The sequence below is a fragment of the Candidatus Dormiibacterota bacterium genome, assembly GCA_036495095.1.
In the GTDB taxonomy this organism is placed as follows: Bacteria; Chloroflexota; Dormibacteria; order Aeolococcales; family Aeolococcaceae; genus CF-96.
This window is the reverse complement of record DASXNK010000035.1, coordinates 1-16603: the sequence shown is the minus strand read 5'-3', so window position 1 is coordinate 16603 and position 16603 is coordinate 1. Positions and strand designations below refer to the sequence as shown.

The 16603-nt window shown below is 71.5% G+C and carries 16 protein-coding genes; 10 read left to right on the top strand and 6 right to left on the bottom strand.

Translation table 11 applies throughout. The features are described 5' to 3' along the window. Positions 1-135 precede the first annotated feature (135 nt). Complete coding sequence (locus VGL20_04020; GenBank protein HEY2702838.1) at positions 136-1479, top strand: cytochrome ubiquinol oxidase subunit I; 1344 nt, start codon at positions 136-138, stop codon at positions 1477-1479. Positions 1480-1481: 2 nt separating this feature from the next. Continuing rightward, positions 1482-2516, top strand: a complete 1035-nt coding sequence (gene cydB, locus VGL20_04015; protein ID HEY2702837.1) for a cytochrome d ubiquinol oxidase subunit II — start codon at positions 1482-1484, stop codon at positions 2514-2516. Here the strand turns inward: cydB and VGL20_04010 are convergent. Both VGL20_04010 and VGL20_04005 read right to left on the bottom strand, forming a co-directional pair. Continuing rightward, positions 2500-2931 (bottom strand): hypothetical protein, encoded by a 432-nt coding sequence (locus tag VGL20_04010; protein ID HEY2702836.1) that lies wholly within the window; start codon positions 2929-2931, stop codon positions 2500-2502. The two genes, cydB and VGL20_04010, sit on opposite strands and share 17 nt — an antisense overlap. Positions 2932-3086: 155 nt before the next feature. Continuing rightward, a complete protein-coding gene (locus tag VGL20_04005) occupies positions 3087-3647 on the bottom strand; it encodes a type 1 glutamine amidotransferase domain-containing protein (GenBank protein HEY2702835.1) in 561 nt (186 codons plus the stop codon). Between the two features lie 284 nt (positions 3648-3931). On the opposite strand from VGL20_04005, the gene VGL20_04000 reads away from it, so the two are divergent. The 3 genes from VGL20_04000 to VGL20_03990 all read left to right on the top strand — a co-directional run bounded on the left by VGL20_04000 (position 3932) and on the right by VGL20_03990 (position 7225). Then, the gene (locus tag VGL20_04000) at positions 3932-5695 is read left to right on the top strand and encodes a SigB/SigF/SigG family RNA polymerase sigma factor (protein ID HEY2702834.1); all 1764 of its coding nucleotides are present in this window, start codon (positions 3932-3934) and stop codon (positions 5693-5695) included. A gap of 116 nt (positions 5696-5811) precedes the next feature. Continuing rightward, positions 5812-6465 carry a BON domain-containing protein gene (locus VGL20_03995; protein ID HEY2702833.1) on the top strand — a complete coding sequence of 218 codons (654 nt, stop codon included), beginning with the start codon at positions 5812-5814 and terminating at the stop codon, positions 6463-6465. 16 nt (positions 6466-6481) lie between these two features. Continuing rightward, positions 6482-7225 carry a TMEM175 family protein gene (locus VGL20_03990; protein HEY2702832.1) on the top strand — a complete coding sequence of 248 codons (744 nt, stop codon included), beginning with the start codon at positions 6482-6484 and terminating at the stop codon, positions 7223-7225. Between the two features lie 48 nt (positions 7226-7273). Here VGL20_03990 and VGL20_03985 read toward each other — a convergent pair whose 3' ends face one another. Beyond that, positions 7274-9283, bottom strand: a complete 2010-nt coding sequence (locus tag VGL20_03985) for an erythromycin esterase family protein (protein ID HEY2702831.1) — start codon at positions 9281-9283, stop codon at positions 7274-7276. Between the two features lie 158 nt (positions 9284-9441). Between VGL20_03985 and VGL20_03980 the strand changes: the two genes are divergently transcribed. Next, entirely contained in the window at positions 9442-9960 is a 519-nt protein-coding gene (locus VGL20_03980; GenBank protein ID HEY2702830.1) for a universal stress protein, read from the top strand. Here VGL20_03980 and VGL20_03975 read toward each other — a convergent pair. Continuing rightward, entirely contained in the window at positions 9930-10418 is a 489-nt protein-coding gene (locus VGL20_03975; protein HEY2702829.1) for a phosphate-starvation-inducible PsiE family protein, read from the bottom strand. The two genes, VGL20_03980 and VGL20_03975, sit on opposite strands and share 31 nt — an antisense overlap. Before the next feature lie 106 nt (positions 10419-10524). After that, positions 10525-11808, bottom strand: coding sequence for a hypothetical protein (locus tag VGL20_03970; GenBank protein ID HEY2702828.1), 1284 nt, complete (start codon positions 11806-11808; stop codon positions 10525-10527). Positions 11809-11954: 146 nt separating this feature from the next. Here VGL20_03970 and VGL20_03965 point away from each other — a divergent pair, with 146 nt between their 5' ends. Further along, positions 11955-12710: a pirin family protein gene (locus VGL20_03965; GenBank protein ID HEY2702827.1), complete on the top strand. Its 756-nt coding sequence runs from the start codon at positions 11955-11957 to the stop codon at positions 12708-12710. 15 nt (positions 12711-12725) lie between these two features. Here the strand turns inward: VGL20_03965 and VGL20_03960 are convergent, their stop codons facing one another. Beyond that, positions 12726-14510 carry a thiamine pyrophosphate-requiring protein gene (locus VGL20_03960; protein ID HEY2702826.1) on the bottom strand — a complete coding sequence of 595 codons (1785 nt, stop codon included), beginning with the start codon at positions 14508-14510 and terminating at the stop codon, positions 12726-12728. Positions 14511-14714: 204 nt separating this feature from the next. Here VGL20_03960 and VGL20_03955 point away from each other — a divergent pair, with 204 nt between their 5' ends. From VGL20_03955 to VGL20_03945, 3 genes are all read left to right on the top strand, one after another. Beyond that, positions 14715-15269, top strand: a complete 555-nt coding sequence (locus tag VGL20_03955) for a general stress protein (GenBank protein HEY2702825.1) — start codon at positions 14715-14717, stop codon at positions 15267-15269. Positions 15270-15285: 16 nt separating this feature from the next. After that, positions 15286-15735 carry a BON domain-containing protein gene (locus tag VGL20_03950; GenBank protein HEY2702824.1) on the top strand — a complete coding sequence of 150 codons (450 nt, stop codon included), beginning with the start codon at positions 15286-15288 and terminating at the stop codon, positions 15733-15735. 11 nt (positions 15736-15746) lie between these two features. After that, a partial coding sequence (locus VGL20_03945; protein HEY2702823.1) for an amino acid permease occupies positions 15747-16603 on the top strand: 857 nt, incomplete at its 3' end.

Here is a 16603-nt window from a genome sequence, read left to right as displayed (position 1 = left end):
GCTATCAGTGCCCGTCGGCTACCCACAGGCGGCCGGAGCTCAAACGGCGCCCCCCGCGGCTGTGAACCGGGTTGGCGACGAGGGCGCCGGACCCAGGTTTGGGGCGCCGCACAATGGTCGAGAGTGCGTCATGGGATGACCGACGCAGCGGTGGCGGACCGTATCCAGTTCGCCTTCACCGTCATGTTCCACTACCTGTTTCCCATCACCACGATGGGCCTGGCGCCGCTGATCGTGCTCTTCCAGACGCTGTACCTGGTTCGGCGCCGGGATCGACATGCGCGCGCCGCACGGTTCTGGGCCAAGATCTTCGGCATCAACTTCGCCGCCGGGGTGGTGACCGGGGTGCCGATGGAGTTTCAGTTCGGCACCAACTGGGCCTCCTTCTCGGGGTTCTCCGGAGGGGTCATCGGACAGACCCTGGCCATGGAGGGCGTCTTCGCCTTCTTCCTCGAGGCGGGGTTCCTGGGCGTCTTCCTCGCGGGGGTGAACCGGGTGTCGCCGTTCGTGCACTGGCTCTCGGCGGTGCTGCTCGCCGGGGGCGCCCTGCTGTCGGGCTTCTTCATCACCGCCACCGACGCCTGGATGCAGCACCCGGTCGGCTACCGCATCGTCCACGGGCGGGCGGAGCTCACCAGCCTGTGGGCGCTGCTCACCAATCCGTTCGCGTGGTGGCAGTACCTCCACGTGATCGACGGAGCCCTCGTCGCCGCCAGCTGCCTGCTGGCGTCGATCGGCGCCTTCCACCTCCTCCGCGGCCGGCATCTGGAGTTCGGCCGGCTGTCGGTCGCGGTCGGAGTGGGACTGGGAGCGGCCTTCTCCGTACTGCAGGTGTTTCCGACCGGCGACATGAACGCGCGCAACGTCGGTCACTATCAGCCGGTCAAGGAGGCTGCCTACGAAGGCCTGTTCCGCTCCCAGAGCGACGCGCCGATCGCCATCCTCGGGATGCCGTCGACCGAGCAGCGCCGGCTGCTCGACCCGGTGGAGGTCCCGGGGGCGCTCAGCTTCCTCGAGTACGGCGACGCCCACAAGAAGGTAGCCGGGCTCGACAGCTTCCCCCAGCCGCTGTGGCCCCCCGTCCAGGTGACGTACTACGCGTACCACATCATGGTCGGGCTCGGGACCATCTTCATCGCAGTGCTGCTCGTCGGGGTGCTGCTGCTCTGGCGCAGACGGCTCTTCACCGCGCGCTGGTACCTGTGGGCCGTGATGCTGATGCTCCCCTTCCCCTACATCGCGAACGAGGCGGGATGGGTGGTCACAGAGGTCGGACGCCAGCCATGGCTGGTCTGGGGTGTGATGCCCACGGCGCGAGGCGTCTCCCCCACCGTGGAGGCGGGCGAGACGATCTTCACCCTGCTGGGCTACGCCGGCATCTACGCGGCGCTGGCGATCGGCTTTCTCTTCCTGGTGGGGCGCCAGGTCGCCCTCGGCCCGCGGCCGATGCCGGCGCCACGCCGGCGAGAGGCGCTGTAGCCGTGGACGTGCTGCCGACCGTCTGGTTCGCGGTGCTCTGCTTCATGCTCGCCGGCTACGCCGTCCTCGACGGCTTCGACCTGGGGGTGGGAATCCTCCATCCCTTCGTCGCCCGGGACGACGGCGAGCGGCGGCAGACGCTCAGCGCCATCGGACCGGTGTGGGACGGCAACGAGGTGTGGCTGGTCGCCTTCGGCGGCCTCCTCTTCCTCTCCTTCCCCCGGGTGTACGGATCCGGGTTCAGCGGGTTCTACCTTCCCCTGACGATGGTGCTCTGGCTGTTCGTCGGACGCGGGCTCTCCCTCGAGTGGCGCAACCATCTGAACGACCCGATGTGGAGGGCGCCGGCGGACGCCGTCTTCTGGTTCAGCAGCACCCTCCTGGTGCTGCTCTTCGGCGCCGCGATCGGCAACGTCGTCCGCGGCGTGCCCCTCGACCCCGACGGGTACTACCAGGGACTGTTCGCCTGGATCCTCAACCCGTACGCGCTCCTCGTCGGGGTGCTCGCCCTCGGCGTGCTCGCCACCCACGGAGCGCTCTGGCTGGCGCTGAAGACCGACGGCGCCGTGGAGGAGCGGGCTCGCGTCCTCGCCGGAAGGCTGCTGCCAGCGCTGCTGGTGCTGGTCGCGGCGACCACCGCGGCGACGCTCAGCGGCCGCCGGCAGATGCTCGACAACTACCGCGCGTCGCCATGGCTCGTCGCCGTCCCGCTGCTGATCCCGGCGGCGGTCGCGGCGATGTGGCACTTCCACCGCACCCGGCGGGACCTGGAGGCCTTCGTGTCCTCGGCCGGGGTGATCGCCGCCCTGGTGGCGTCGACGGCGATCGGCCTGTACCCCCAGCTGCTGCCGTCGGACCCGCATCCCGAGCGCGGGTTGACCGTGGCCAACTCCGCCTCCGCGCACGGGTCGCTGGTCGCGGGGATCACCTGGGCGAGCGTCGGTCTCGCCATCGTCGTCATCCACACCACCTTCGTGTACTTCCTCTTCCGGGGAAGGGTGCCGCTGGAGTCCGAACCGGTCACTCCTCCTCGGTGAACATCTGCCGGATCCGCCAGAGGCTCTCGGGATGGCGGCTCCGCAACCGCGCCCATCCGGCGACGAGCTCCGCGGCCCGGTGGCTGCGCTTGTAGTGGGAGACGGCCGCCCAGTAGAGCGCCTCCGGAGCGGTGTGCGCGGTGGGGTGACGCTCGGCGAGGTTGCGGAAGATCACCGCCGCCTTCTCCAGCTCGTCGCGCTTGAGCTCCCACTTGCCCCGGCCGAGGTGGAGCTCGGCGAGGAAGGGATCGGGGGGGAGATAGCCGCTCCACTCATGGACGACCCGCCCGTCGGCGCGGAGCAGCATCAGCGTCGGCGTCCAGACCTGCTGGTAGCGCTCGACCAGGTCACGGCTCTCCGGCTTGAGGACGGGGATCTGGAGGGGAACGGTCAGCTCGGTGACCGCGAGGACCACCGCGGGGTCCCGGTAGGTGACGGCATCCAGCCGCTGGCAGCCCCCTCAAGTGGGCGAGAAGAAGTCCAGGAGGACGGGCTTGCCCTCGTCCGCCGCGCGCTTCAGCGCATCCTCGAGGAAGCCGAGCCAGGGGATGGCGGGCGGCACCCCGGCGGTCATGCCCGCACCCGGCGCTGCGCGCCGCTGAACAGCCGGATCATCTCCCGGTTGAAGGCGGGGATGTCGTCGGGCTTGCGACTCGACACCATGTTCCGGTCGAGGACGACCTGTTCGTCGACCCACTCGGCGCCGGCGTTGCGCAGGTCGGTCCTCAGCGACGGCCAGGAGGCGATCCGCCGTCCCCGCGCCGCTCCGGCCTCGATGATCGTCCAGGGCCCGTGGCAGATCACCGCCACCGGCCTGCCGGCGTCGAAGAACGCCCGCACGAAGGCCACCGCGGGCGGCTGCATCCGCAGGAAGTCGGGGTTCATGACCCCACCGGGAAGCAGCAGCGCGTCGTAGTCGTCGGCACGCGCCTGGTCGAGGGGGCGGTCCACCGCGATCTCGTCGCCCCATTCGGTGAAGTTCCAGCCGCGGACTCGCTCGCGCTGGGGCGAGACCACCTCGGTTGTGGCGCCGGCGTTGTCGAGCGCGCTCCGAGGCTCGGTCAGCTCGACCTGCTCGAAGCCGTTCTCGACGAGGATGGCGACCCGGATGCCGTTGAGATCCTCTGCCATGGGCTCTCCCCTGCGTGCAAGGCCGGCGGGCGGCCCGACCCGGGACCGCTCCACTCCTCGGCTACCCCCGGGGACCGCCGTCCATGCCGGGGAGTGAACCGGGTTCGCCCGCCAATCCTCTGACGTGGCGTCAGCCCGGAGGCACCGGCACTGGTCCTAACAGATCAGCCACGGGTGTCATGTGTTGCGCTGACAGGCTCAGGCTTCCTGTGGTCCACCTTCCCACACTCTGTGTCATCGGTTTCATCTAACGGGGTACCGCCCGCGGGCACCGGAGGACATGGATGAGGTTCACGACCGCGCCCGACATGGACCACCCCGTCGCGACGGCACCCGGGCCGCGCCTGCTGCCGCTGCGCGGCGCCGCCAGCCACACCGAGCGGTCCCGGCCCGATCGGGAGGAGAGCAACCGCCTCCTCGCCCACTACGCCGCCGGCCGCGACGAGGCCATCCGGGACCGCATCGTCGAGCTCAACGCTGACCTCGTGGGCTTCGTGGCCCGGCGCTTCGCCAACCGCGGCGAACCTCTCGAGGACCTCGTCCAGGTCGGATATGTCGGCCTGATCCAGGCGATCGACCGCTTCGACCCCGCCCGTGGCTGCGAGTTCGGGAGCTTCGCCGCCCCGACGATCATGGGCGAGATCCGCCGCCACTTCCGCGACCGCTCCTGGGCGGTCCGGGTCCCCCGACGCCTGCGGGAGAACTACTGCAGGGCGATGCGCGCGAAGCAGCAGCTCACCCAGGAGCTCGGCCACGGACCGTCGGTGCTGGAGATCTCCGAGCGCATCGGCATCGCGCCCGACGAGGTGCTGGCCGCCCTGGAGGCGGCTCCGGCGAGGCGCACGGTGTCCCTCGACGCGACACCGCGCGGATGGCCCGGCGAGGAGGAGCGCCCGCTCGCCGACCGCATCGGCAGCGAGGACGGCAATCTCGAGCGCGTCGAGACCCGGGCACTCCTCGGCGAGGCCCTGGACCACCTCTCCCCCCGCGAGCGGCAGATCATGGAGCTGCGCTTCGTCGATCAGCTTCCCCAGGTCGAGGTGGGGCGGCGGATGGGGATCTCCCAGATGCATGTCTCCCGCCTGCAGCGGGCGGCGCTCGACGCCCTTCGCCACGACCTGGGGGAGGTGGCCGGCGAGGACGGGGCTGGCGAGCAGAGGCCGCGCGTGGTCGCCGGGGGGAAGCTGGGGACGGTGGCCGGTGGCGGCCCCCGGAGCGATCCGCCGTCGCCCACCGCCCCCGACCGGCCGCGTCCGACGCTCCGGTGGGTGCCTGTCGAGCGGCTGACCCCGCGCGGCGACCAGCCCCGACGGACGATCGCCGAGGACTCGCTGACCGAGCTCACCGAAAGCATCCGCCGCTGCGGCATCCTGCAGCCCCTGCGGGTGCGGCAGAGCGGCGAGGAGCACTTCGAGATCATCGCCGGAGAGCGTCGCTGGTCGGCGGCACGGCGGCTGCAGCTGCGCGAGGTCCCGGCGCTGGTCGTGCAGACCGACGAGGAGGGGGCCTTCATCGAGTCGCTGACCGAGAACATCCAGCGCGAGGCGCTCAACGCGGTGGACCGTGCCCGTGCGCTCCAGCGGCTGCGCGTCAGTCTCGGCTCCGAGTCGTGGGAGGACGTCGGCCGTGTCATCGGCATCACCCGCCGGCACGTCCACTACCTGCTCAACGTCACCCGGCTTCCCGCGGAGATCCAGGACGACGTCCGCGCCGGAGGGCTCAGCGAGAAGCAGGCCCGCGCCCTGCTGCTCCTGCGTACGTCGCCGCCCCAGCAGAGAACGCTCTGGCAGCGGATCGTCTCCGAGAACCTCTCCGGAGAGCAGGCACTGCGGCTGGCCCGGTCGGTCCGCGACCCTGCCACCACCGCGACGGGGTCGCTGGCGCGGGTGCGGGCCGCGATCCGGACGCTGACCAGCTTCCTCTCGTCGGAGAACAGCGAGGAGGCCCGGACGGTCGCGGTCGAGCTGGAGGTCCTCAGGTGCCGGATCGAGGCCGGGATCCAGGACGTGACCGCGTCCGCGGCAGCTCAGCACGACGCCAGCGCCTGAGCGGTGGCAGCAGCGAACCCGGTTCTCAGGCAGGCGTTTCGCCGCCGCCGCGGAGAGGGTAGCGCCGAGGTGCGGGTGCACCCGTGGCCATCCCGCCGGCGCCGCGGAGGACGACGATGAAGACCGACCAGGAGCTGAAGAGGGATGTCGAGCGCGAGCTCGAGTGGGACCCCGGCATCGACGCCAGCGCCATCGGGGTCGCGGTCAGGGATGGGGCCGTCATCCTCACCGGCGAGGTCTCGACGTACCTGGAGAAGTGGCGGGCGGTGCGCGCGGCGGAACGCGTCCAGGGGGTGCGTGCGGTCGCCGACGAGATCGTCGTCAGGCTCCCCGGTGAGTACGAGCGGACCGACGCCGACATCGCCCGGGCGGTGGCGAACGCCCTGGAATGGGACCCCGCCGTCCCCACGACGGTGAAGGCGACGGTGAAGGACGGCCACGTCACCCTGCGGGGCGAGGTGGAATGGGAGTACCAGCGCGAGGCTGCCCAGCGCGCCGTCCGTCACCTGATGGGCGTTCGCGGCGTGACCGATCTCGTCGTCGTCAGGCCGAAGGTGACCCCGATCGACGTGAAGCAGAAGATCCGCGAGGCGCTCGAGCGCCAGGCGCTGCTCGATGCCAAGAGCATCGACGTGGAGAGCCTGAACGGCACCGTGGTGCTGAAGGGTCACGTGCACTCGCGTATCGAGGCCGAGGCCGCGGAGAAGGCCGCCTGGTCGACCCCGGGCGTCACCAAGGTCGAGAACAAGCTCGCCGTCGTCCCCGAGTAGCGATCGGGAGAGAGGGGTGGCGCTCCGCCAGAGGATCGCCTCGCGGATGCGCCGGGTGCGCGAGCAGGAGCCGCCCGCCCGCCCGGTGCGGCTGTCCGACACCCAGCGGACGGAGGCCTTCAGCGACGGCGTCTTCGCGATCGCGATCACCCTCCTGGTCCTGAACCTCTCGACCCCGCGTCACCACCCCGGCGAGCTGCTCCAGGCCCTGCTCCGGCAGTGGCCCGCGTACGTCGGCTACGCGACGTCCTTCCTGTTCATCGGGGTCATCTGGTTCAACCACCACCAGGTCTTCACCCGCATCCGCTACGTCGACCGGGGACTCCACGTCGGCAACCTCGCGATCCTCTTCACCACCGCGGTGCTGCCGTTCCCCACCGAGGTGCTCGCCGCCGCCGTCCAGGAGGGCGACCCCTTCGACGAGCGGGTCGCGGTCGCCTTCTACGCGCTGTGCGCCGCCGCCATGTGCTCGAGCTGGCTGCTCTTCTTCACCCACCTCTCCCGGCGCGGCCCCCTCGTCCACGAGGGCGTCGACAGCGCCTACTTCCGGTGGGAGCGCTTCCGGGCGACGGTGGGGATCGTCCTCTACCTCGTCGCCGCCGCCGCCGCGTGGCTGATCACCCCGGTGGTGGCGCTGCCGATCTTCTCCTTCCTCCCCGCCTTCTTCTGGTCGACGAGCGAGGGCATCATCGACATTCTCCCGTTCTTCCGTCGCTCCCGGGGCGCTGGTGGGGACCTCATTCGGCGCAGCCCTCCGTGAGCAGCCGCGCTGGTCCGACCCCACGGCGAGGGCGGCGATCGCGTGCTCTCACACCGCGGCAGGGAACGTGTCGGGCACCTCGCCGCCGTCCCAGGCGGCGGTACGCTCCAGCGGCTCGACGGCGCGGGTGTCGTCGATGTGGATCACCGCGTCGAACTGCTCGGTGATCCGGGCCCGGAAGTAGTGGCTCTGCCGCTCGATGTCGGGTCGATAGATGACCCCGATGGCCCGCTCGAGCCGTGGAGACGACAGCGCCTCGACGGCGCGCGGGCTGGAGCGGAAGGTGAGCAGGAAGCTCGGCTCGGCCACCTCGCGGAAGAGCCATTCGAAGCTGCCGTCGAGCGCGGGGCGCACCCGCTTGCGGTCGGCGGGGCGGCCCCAGTCGTCGGCGGCGGTCACCGTGCCGGTGTAGGTGGTGAAGCCGATGGTCAGGCAGTCGCCCGGGTGGCGCTCGCGCACCAGCTGCCCGACGGAGACCTCGCCGATCATCGCCCGCTCCGTCGCCCGGGCGTCGCCGACGTGCGAGTTGTGCGCCCAGACGACGATGCGCGCCGGCTCGCCCCGCTGATGGGTCAGGTGGCTCGCGAGCGAGTCCAGGCTGTCGGTCATGTGGTGGTCACGGAGGTTCCAGGAGGAGACCTGGCCGCCGAACATGGTGCGGTAGTAGCGTTCAGCGGAGCGCACCGTGCGCGCGCTCTGCTCCGCGTGGAAGAGCTCCTCCTCCGCCACCAGGCCGTCGCGCCGCGCGCGCTCCAGCCCGTGGGCGTGGAGGTCGACGAGCTGGTCGAGCACCGCACGCTCGCAGGAATCGCCGGCGCCGAACGCCGCCGCGTAGCCGTACGCCTGTCCCTCCTCGCCGTAGTGGTCGAAGCAGGAGAAGCGTGCGCGGGCGCGCTCCGCCGCGGCGGGATCGACGTTCTCGAGGTAGGCGATGATCTCGTGGATGGAGCGGAACAGGCCGTAGAGGTCGAGACCGTAGAAGCCGGTCCTGGACGCCTCGCCGCCGCCGGCGCGCTGATTGCGCTCGCGCAGCCATCCCACGAAGTCGAGCACCACCGCGTTGCGCCACATCCAGGTGGGAAAGCGCTCGAAGCCGCGCAGCGCCTCCCCGGCGGTGACGTCGTCGCTGCGCCCCCGGACGAAGCGGTTCACCCGGTACGCGTCCGGCCAGTCGGCCTCGATCGCGACCGCGCAGAACCCCCGCTCCTCGATGAGCCGGCGGGTGAGCCGGGCGCGCTCCGCGTAGAACTCGTGGGTGCCGTGGGATGCCTCGCCGATGAGCACGAAGTGGGCGTCGCCGACCAGTTCGAGGAGCGGGTCGTGGTCACCCGGCGCGCCGGTCTGGATGACGAGGTCGGCGCGCACGGCGTCGGCGTCCGGCAGCGTCCGCGCCCTGTCCGGCACCGGCCGCCCGGTGGCGGCCTGGCGCAGCAACCCGAGGACCTCGTCGTCGGTGGTCTGGGCGAAGTCCCAGTACCACTCGCCGACGGCGAGGAAGGGCGACGGCGTGGTCGCGCAGACCACCTCGTCGACCATCGTCGACAGCTCGCGGCACGTCGAGGACGGGGCGACCGGGACGGCGACGACGATCCGCGCCGGCCGGTGCTCGCGGAGCGCCTGGATGGCGGCACGCATGCTCGACCCGGTCGCCAGGCCGTCGTCGACGAGGATCACCACCCTGCCGCTCACGTTCGGGGCGGGGCGCCCCTCGCGGTAGGCGGCCTCGCGCCGGGCGAGCTCACGACCCTCGCGCTCGGCGACCCGCTGGATCACCTCCGGCGGGATGCGCAGGCCGCGGACGACGTCGTCATCGAGGACCAGGACGCCGCCGCTGGCGATCGCCCCCATCGCCAGCTCCTCGTGGTCGGGGACGCCGAGCTTGCGGACCAGGAAGACGTCGAGGGGCGCGCCGAGGGCGGTGGCGACCTCGTACGCCACCGGGACACCGCCACGCGGCAGCGCCAGGACGACGACGTCACCGCGGTTGCGGTACTGGCCGAGGAGATCTGCCAGAACGCGGCCCGCGTCCCGCCGGTGGCGAAACAGACGATCCGCCATCTGTGCTCCGTACCCGCGATTCCCGATGGCAAACCGGCGGGTAGAGAGCCCATGCAGCGACCGCGATCGACACGGAGGGCGAGTGTGATGGCCGTTGGGAGATTCCCGGCGCGTGGTGACGACCCGGTTCACTCGCGCGGGCACGCGCGGGGGCAGGCGTGAGGACGCCGAACCCGCCGCACCGCCTGGTCGTCGGCCTCGACGGCTCGGACGGCTCCACGTACGCGTGCCACTGGTGCGCGGCGCTCGCCCGCAGCCTCCATGCCGAGGTCGTCGCCGTCCATGCGATCGAGGTGCCACCGTATCCCCTGGTGGTCTACGAGGGCGGCCAGCCCATCCGCCTCGACGCGGACCTGATCCTCCAGTGGCAGGAGGACCGGCGGCGGCTCTTCGAGTCGGAGTGGTGCGCGCCGCTGCGTCACGCGGGCGTCGAGCATCGCGCGCTCATGGTCGACGGCGACCCCGCCGAGGCGATCCTGTCGACCGCCGAGGAGCAGCACGCCGGCCTCATCGTCGTCGGCCGGCGGGGCACCGGCGGCCTCGACGAGCTGCTGCTCGGCAGCGTCAGCCGGCACCTGACCGAGCACTCCCGGCGCCCGGTCAGCGTGGTGCCGCCCGACCGGGTCACCGCCGGGGCATCACGCGGTCAGGAGGAGGACGCCCCCGCCGGCCGGTAGCCGAGCAGGAAGAGGGCACCCGCCGACGCCACCAGGAGGAGGATGAGCAGCCCCAGCTCCACCAGGTCCTCGCGCCGGGCGAGCGGCTGGGTGCCGGCGGTGACCACGAGCACCCTCCGCACGCCGGCGATGAGGGCGACGATGAGGAACGGCTCCGCACGGAGGCGGTGGCGGGTCACCACGAAGCGGACGGTGTGGAGCACCTCGACGAGGACGAAGACGAGCAGCACCCGGTCCAGAATCAGTGTCGCCCGCGACCAGGGGCTGGCCCCTCTCCAGAGCGCCGGGACGGCGTCGGCGAGGACGATGACCGACGCGGCGACGAGGAAGAAGCCGCCGGCCAGGTAGATCAGGATCTCGATCCACTCCCCGGTCCGCTCCAGCGGCGACTCCGCCTCGTGCGGCACCTCGCCGATGACGCCCTTGCGCCCCTCCGGACGGAGCGCCCCGCTACTCATACGAGCACCTCCTCGGCATCACCTCGGTCGCCGTCTTGTCGCGGCGCAGGCCGATCAGGCGGGGATGGCGCACCCGCTCGTCGACCGTCCACTCGGAGGGCTGCGCTCAGTCCTCCGCCTTCGGATAGGTCACCGCGGCGATGCCGCCATAGGGCTCGAGCAGGTCCTGCCTGCGGGTCACCAGGAGCAGGTCGACGCCCTCCAGCTGGGCGATCTCGACGAGCTCGTCGACCACGTCCTCGACGGGCAGCAGCTCGCGACCACAGAAGGGGCAGGTTCCGGCATCCGGCGACACGAAGTGGTGCTCGCGGCAGACGTGTCCCGGCTGCTCGAGCCGGTCGTCGACGAAGAGCCTGCGGACCTGGAAGAGGTTCATCGCGTCGACGACGTCGGAGAGCCCCCAGGCCAGCCGGTGGTAGGCGCGCAGCTCGCCGAGCCGGCTCAGCGCCTCCTCCTCCTCGGCGGCTCGACGATCCGCGAGGATCCGGTCGACCTGATCCTCCCAGTAGCGCAGCTCCCGGGCCTTCTCGGGGTCGGGGTGGAAGCGGCCGATCACCCGCCCGCGCACCGCCGGGGCGAGCATGTCGTCGACCTCGCCGAGCACGGTCTGATCGCCAGCGAGGACGAGCCACTCACAGCCCTCCTCGTCGAGCAGCCGCGTCGCCGTCTGGACGACCCCGCGGAGGTGCCAGTGGAGGTGGGTGAGCCGATGCCGCTGCACCTTCCCCGGCCTCGACCTGTCCACCTTCGGAGTGGGAACGAACGAGCGGCACCTGTCGATCTCCTGCTGCCGGCCGAGGCAGTGGACGAGGAAGCGGGCGTCCTCCCGGGAGACGGCGACGACGAGCAGCCGGTGCGCGTTCTCGACGACCTGCTCGAGGGGCCGGACATAGGGGTCGAGGTCGATCGTCAGGCGGTCGCGCGTCCGCACCGGCAGGGTGGTCACCCGGTTCAGCTGCCTGCCCGCCCTGAGGACGACGAGGCAGCGGCTCTCCTCCTCGGGAACCGCCTCCTCGAGGAACCTCTCCACCACGTCGAGGTCGTTGCGGAGCGAGATCCGGGCGTCGTGGTCGAGCGACTCCACCCAGTCGCGACGGTTCTCCAGCTCCTGGTGGCGGAGCGAATGGAACACGGTGAGCGGATAGCGCGGGGCCGTGGGGTGCTTCGCCGCCGGGTTGAGGTAGAGGCTCACCACCGGGATGTCGTAGACGTGGACGAGCTCCCGCAGCTGCTGTCGGGAGAGCGAGCAGGGGTCCTGCTGCGCCTCCTGCGGCGAGGCGGGCTCCGGCCGTCGTGGCCCGGCCCGCCGGCGGGCGGGCGCGGTCAGCTCCTCGAGCTGGCGCTCCCGCTCCTCGAGCGTCTCCCAGGCGACGTCGCGCAAGGTGGCCATCCGCAACCGCCCTCCGTGTGCTGTTCGCTTCCATCCCCTCTGCCCCCGGCGCCCCCGGCGCAAACCGCCCGGGCGGCGCGTCGAGAGGCCACGGACCGGGTACTGGATCTCTCCGAGGACCGGACACCGGAGGCACGACCCCGATGATGCGAGCAGAGGACCTTCGAGGCCCGCAGGCGGCGCGATCGCCGCAGCGCCTGGCACCGATCGTCGTTCGCCGGGACATCGAGATCCACCGGACCAATCCCGGCCCGTACCACGCACGGGTCCACTTCAGCTTCGGCGACTACCAGGACCCGAAGCACATGGGCGTCGGTGCGCTCGTCGCCCTCAACCACGAGGTGCACCCGCCCGCGGCGCACCTCCAGCCACGACCGCACGTGCACGTGCAGCGGGTCACCTGGGTCGTCGCCGGCGAGCTCTGCCACCGGGACCTGCAGATCGATTCCGGGGTGCAGGCGGGCGGGGTGCAGCGCACCACCCCGGCCCGGCGGAGCGAGGACCTGGAGTGGAACCCCCTGCCGAACACCGAGCTCGTGCTCATCGAGCTCTGGCTGAGCCTCAGCCGCCGCCCCGTGCTCCACGCCGAGCAGCGCCAGTACCACCTCGACGACCGCCGCGACCGGTGGCTGCGCATCGCCCGTCAGCACGGCGAGACCGGCACCGGGGTCGCGGTCGACAGCGATGCCCGCGTGTATGTCGCCCACCTCGACGCGCGGCGGGCGATCAGCCACCTCGTCGCCGAGGGGCGAGCGGGATACGTCTACCTGATCGCGGGTGAGGCCGCGGTGAACATGCATGCGCTCCGCACCGGAGACGCCGCGGTCGTCACCGATGCGGGGCACGTGATGGTCGATGCCGGCGCGCCGTCCGAGCTGATGCTCGTGGACACCGCCGTCTGAGGGCGCAGCCCCGCGTCAGTGGGGCACGTAGTCCTCGATGAGGTCGCGGAGAGTCTGGCGGATGACCCCACCGGCATCCGGGTCGCCCTTGAGCAGCGCGCGGGTCAGCGCCATCGCCTGCTTGACGGTGATGTGCGGCGGCAGCGGCGGCACGTCGGGATCGACGATCGCCTCGTAGACGACGGGACGGTCGGACGCGAGGGCCTCGTCCCACGCCGGTCCGACGTCGTCGGGCCTGTCGACCCGGATGCCGCGCAGGCCGAGCATCTCCGCGTACTTCGCGTAGGGGACGTCCGGGATGTCCTGGGAGGCGTCGAAGCGGATGTCCCCGACCATCGCCCGCTGCTCCCAGCTGACGAAGGCGAGGTCCCGGTTGTTGAGGACGAGGATCACCAGCGACGGATCGGCCCACTGCCTCCAGTACTTGGCGACGGTGATAAGCTCCGCCATGCCGTTCATCTGCATCGCCCCGTCGCCGAGGAGTGCGATGCACGGGCGGTCCGGATGGGCGAACTTGGCGGCGATGGCATAGGGAAGCCCGGTGCCCATGGTGGCGAGGGTCCCGGAGAGCCAGCCGCTCATCCCCGCGCGAAGACGGACGTCGCGCGCGTACCAGCCGGTCGCGGTGCCGCAGTCGACAGCGAGCATCGCCCTGCTGGGAAGGCGGGAGGAGAGCTCCCAGAAGACGCGCTGCCCGTTGATCGGGTCGGCGGGGTTCATCGCCCGGGCCTCGACGATCTTCCACCAGTCCTCGACCCAGTGCTCGACGCGACGCCGCCACGCCGGATCCGGCTTGCGCTCCAGCCAGGGGATGAGCGCGCGCAGGGTGGCGCGGCTGTCCCCGAGCAGGTTGCTCTCCATCGGGTAGCGCAGCCCGAGCATCCGTCCGTCGTCATCGATCTGGACGGCGCGTGCCTGCCCCACCGGGGGCAGGAAGTCGACGTAGGGAAGGCTGCTCCCGACCACCAGCAGCGTGTCGCACTGCTGCATGAGGTTCCAGCTCGGCTTGGTTCCGAGCATGCCGATCGCGCCGGTCACCCAGGGAAGATCGTCGGAGAGGACAGGCTTGCCGAGCAGCGCCTTGGCGACGCCCGCTCCGAGGATGTCCGCGACCTCGGTCACCTCCTCGGAGGCGCCGAGCGCCCCCTGTCCGACGAGGATCGCCACCCGCTCACCGTGGTTGAGGATCGCCGCGGCGGCGATGAGGTCGTGCTGCGAGGGGACGGTCTCGCTCTTCGACATGCCGACACCGGTGACGGGGAACAGCCCGTGATGCTCCGGCAGCCTCACCGGGATCTCCTCGAGCTGCGCGTCCGACGGGAGCACGAGGGCGGTCACCGTCCGCTCGGCGAGAGCGATCCGTGCCGCCCGGTCGACCACGTGCTGGATCTGGCCGGGGTGCACGACCTCCTGGACGTAGCCGGCGACATCCTTGTAGAGGCTGACGAGGTCGACCTCCTGCATGTAGCTGGAGCCGAGCACCTTGCGCGGCTGCTGCCCCACGAGCGCGAGCACCGGCTTGTGGTCGAGCTTGGCGTCGTACAGCCCGTTGAGCAGGTGGATCGCCCCCGGGCCGGAGGTGGCGAGGCAGACGCCCAGAGCACCCCCGTACTTGGCCTCCGCGCAGGCGGCGAGCGCGGCGTTCTCCTCGTGGCGCACCTGCACGAAGTCGATGAGGTGGTCCGAGCGCCGGATCGCGGCGATGACGCCGTTGATGCCGTCCCCCGGGTAGCCGTAGATCCGCGTCACCCCCCAGCGGTGCAGCCGTTCGACGAGATAGTCCGAGACCGTCTGAGCCATGGTTCGACCACTCCTGCGTGCATGCGCCCTCCGCCAGACCCGGTCACCGACTACCCGGGCCGGCCGGCACTCACACGGCACCACCACCGAGGAGCCCGCCTTGCGAACCCGGTTCACACCTGGCCGCGGCCTGTGATTCAACCGGCATCGTTCGGTGGTAGTGCCCACCCCGTCTCTGCACGTCAACCACGAGGGAATCCTGCGATGCCCCAGACGACCGCGACGACGGCAACCCCGGCCGCCACCATGCCCCGACTCAGCGTCGTCGGTGTGTACGAGAGCATGGAGCAGGCCGAGATCGCGATCCGCCGCCTCGGCGAGGCCGGCATCCCGGTGGAGAACGTCTCCATCATCGGCCAGGACCTGCACAGCAGGACCCAGGTCAACGGCTTCATCACCACCGGGAAGATGGCGAAGTCCGGCGCCCTGTTCGGGGCCTGGGCGGGGGGCCTCTTCGGTCTGCTGGTCGGGGCCGGGCTCTTCTTCATCCCCGGTGCGGGCCCGCTCTTCGTCCTCGGACCGATCGCCAGCGCCGCGCTCGGCGCCGCCGAGGGAGCCGTCTGGACCGGCGCCGTGGGAGCCATCCTCGGCCACTTCCTCGAGAAGGAGCGGATCCCGGCGTACACCCACCACCTCGAGGCGGGCCGCTACCTGATCGTCGTCCAGGGGACCGAGGAGCAGGTGGAGAAGGCGCAGCAGGTCCTCTCCGCGACCGGCGCCCAGAGCATCAGCCGCAACGACCTGCCGGCCGCCGCGTAGCGCAGGAGGGCCAGTGATGAGCAGGTCGGACGCGGAGCTGAAGGAGCTGATCGAGCGCGCGCTCGAGGCCGAGCCCGGCGTCGACGCCTCGGCGATCGCCGTCGCTGTCACGGACGGCATCGTCATCCTCGGCGGAGAGGTCCCGACCTATTCCGCGCGATGGATGGCGGTGAGGACCGCCGAGCGGGTCGTGGGGACCCGCGCGGTGGTCGACGAGATCCAGGTCAGGCTCGTCGACGACCACATCCGCAGCGACGCCGACATCGCCCGCGCCGCGGCGTTCGCCCTGGAGTGGGACACCGAGGTTCCCGACGGCGTCACCGCGACGGTCGAGAATCGGATCATCACCCTCCACGGCGAGGTCGACACGCCGCATCAGCGCGAGGCCGCGGAGCGCGCCGTGCGCAATCTCATGGGCGTCCGCGGGGTCGTCAACGTGATCAGGGTGCGGGCTCCGGTCGCCTGAGCGCACCAGAGGTGCAGCCGACCGAGCACCCCGTCGTCCTTGGGCCGTCCGCCGCCTACCGCCCGCCGGCGGACGACGAGCTCGAGACGCTCCGCCGGATCGGCGAGCAGTGGGAGCGCGCACTCAGGGGCCGCCGCCGCTCCCGTGCCGCGCTCCCGGTGAACCCCGACCTCCTGCACGCCCGCCGCAGGCCCGCAGCGACGAGCCGCTTCGAGCGCCTCGTCCGGGTGGCCGAGGACGGCTTCGTGCCCGAGAGCCCCGGGACGGTGCTGGCCACGGAGCGGGCGATCCGTCCGCCCTCGGCGTTCGGCAGGATCGTCTATCTCGCCCGGCGGGTGGTGCTCGGACCTCCGCTCGCCACCACCGCCCTCGTCCAGGAGCGGCTGAGCAGGGTCGTCGCCCTCGCGGTGCTCTCGTCGGACGCGCTGTCGTCGGTCGCCTACGGAACCGAGGCCATGCTCAGCGTGCTCGTGCTCGGCGGCGCCGCCGCGCTGCAGATGACGCTCCCCATCGGCGCCGTGATCGTCCTGCTCATGCTCACCGTGGGAGCGTCCTACCGCCAGACGATCCGCGCCTATCCCCACGGTGGCGGCTCGTACATCGTCGCCGGCGACAACCTCGGCCCCCGCGCGGGGCTGGTCGCCGCAGCCGGGCTGATGACCGACTACGTGCTCACCGTCGCGGTCTCGGTCGCGGCGGGTGTCGCGGCGATGGTCTCGGCGCTGCCGGTGCTCGAGCACCAGACCGTCCCGCTCGGTGTCGGGATGATCGCCCTCATCCTCGCCGCCAACCTGCGTGGCATCCGTCAGTCGGGCGCCATCTTCGCGGTGCCCACCTACGCCTTCGTCGCCGGCATCCTCCTGCTCGT

Excerpts from the sequence above, each read along its gene's own strand:
- VGL20_04020 (HEY2702838.1), top strand. The coding sequence starts at position 136 with ATGACCGACGCAGCGGTGGCGGACCGTATCCAGTTCGCCTTCACCGTC.
- VGL20_04005 (HEY2702835.1), bottom strand. The coding sequence starts at position 3,647 with ATGGCAGAGGATCTCAACGGCATCCGGGTCGCCATCCTCGTCGAGAAC.
- VGL20_04000 (HEY2702834.1), top strand. The coding sequence starts at position 3,932 with ATGAGGTTCACGACCGCGCCCGACATGGACCACCCCGTCGCGACGGCA.
- VGL20_03995 (HEY2702833.1), top strand. The coding sequence starts at position 5,812 with ATGAAGACCGACCAGGAGCTGAAGAGGGATGTCGAGCGCGAGCTCGAG.
- VGL20_03985 (HEY2702831.1), bottom strand. The coding sequence starts at position 9,283 with ATGGCGGATCGTCTGTTTCGCCACCGGCGGGACGCGGGCCGCGTTCTG.
- VGL20_03975 (HEY2702829.1), bottom strand. The coding sequence starts at position 10,418 with ATGAGTAGCGGGGCGCTCCGTCCGGAGGGGCGCAAGGGCGTCATCGGC.
- VGL20_03970 (HEY2702828.1), bottom strand. The coding sequence starts at position 11,808 with ATGGCCACCTTGCGCGACGTCGCCTGGGAGACGCTCGAGGAGCGGGAG.
- VGL20_03965 (HEY2702827.1), top strand. The coding sequence starts at position 11,955 with ATGCGAGCAGAGGACCTTCGAGGCCCGCAGGCGGCGCGATCGCCGCAG.
- VGL20_03960 (HEY2702826.1), bottom strand. The coding sequence starts at position 14,510 with ATGGCTCAGACGGTCTCGGACTATCTCGTCGAACGGCTGCACCGCTGG.
- VGL20_03955 (HEY2702825.1), top strand. The coding sequence starts at position 14,715 with ATGCCCCAGACGACCGCGACGACGGCAACCCCGGCCGCCACCATGCCC.
- VGL20_03950 (HEY2702824.1), top strand. The coding sequence starts at position 15,286 with ATGAGCAGGTCGGACGCGGAGCTGAAGGAGCTGATCGAGCGCGCGCTC.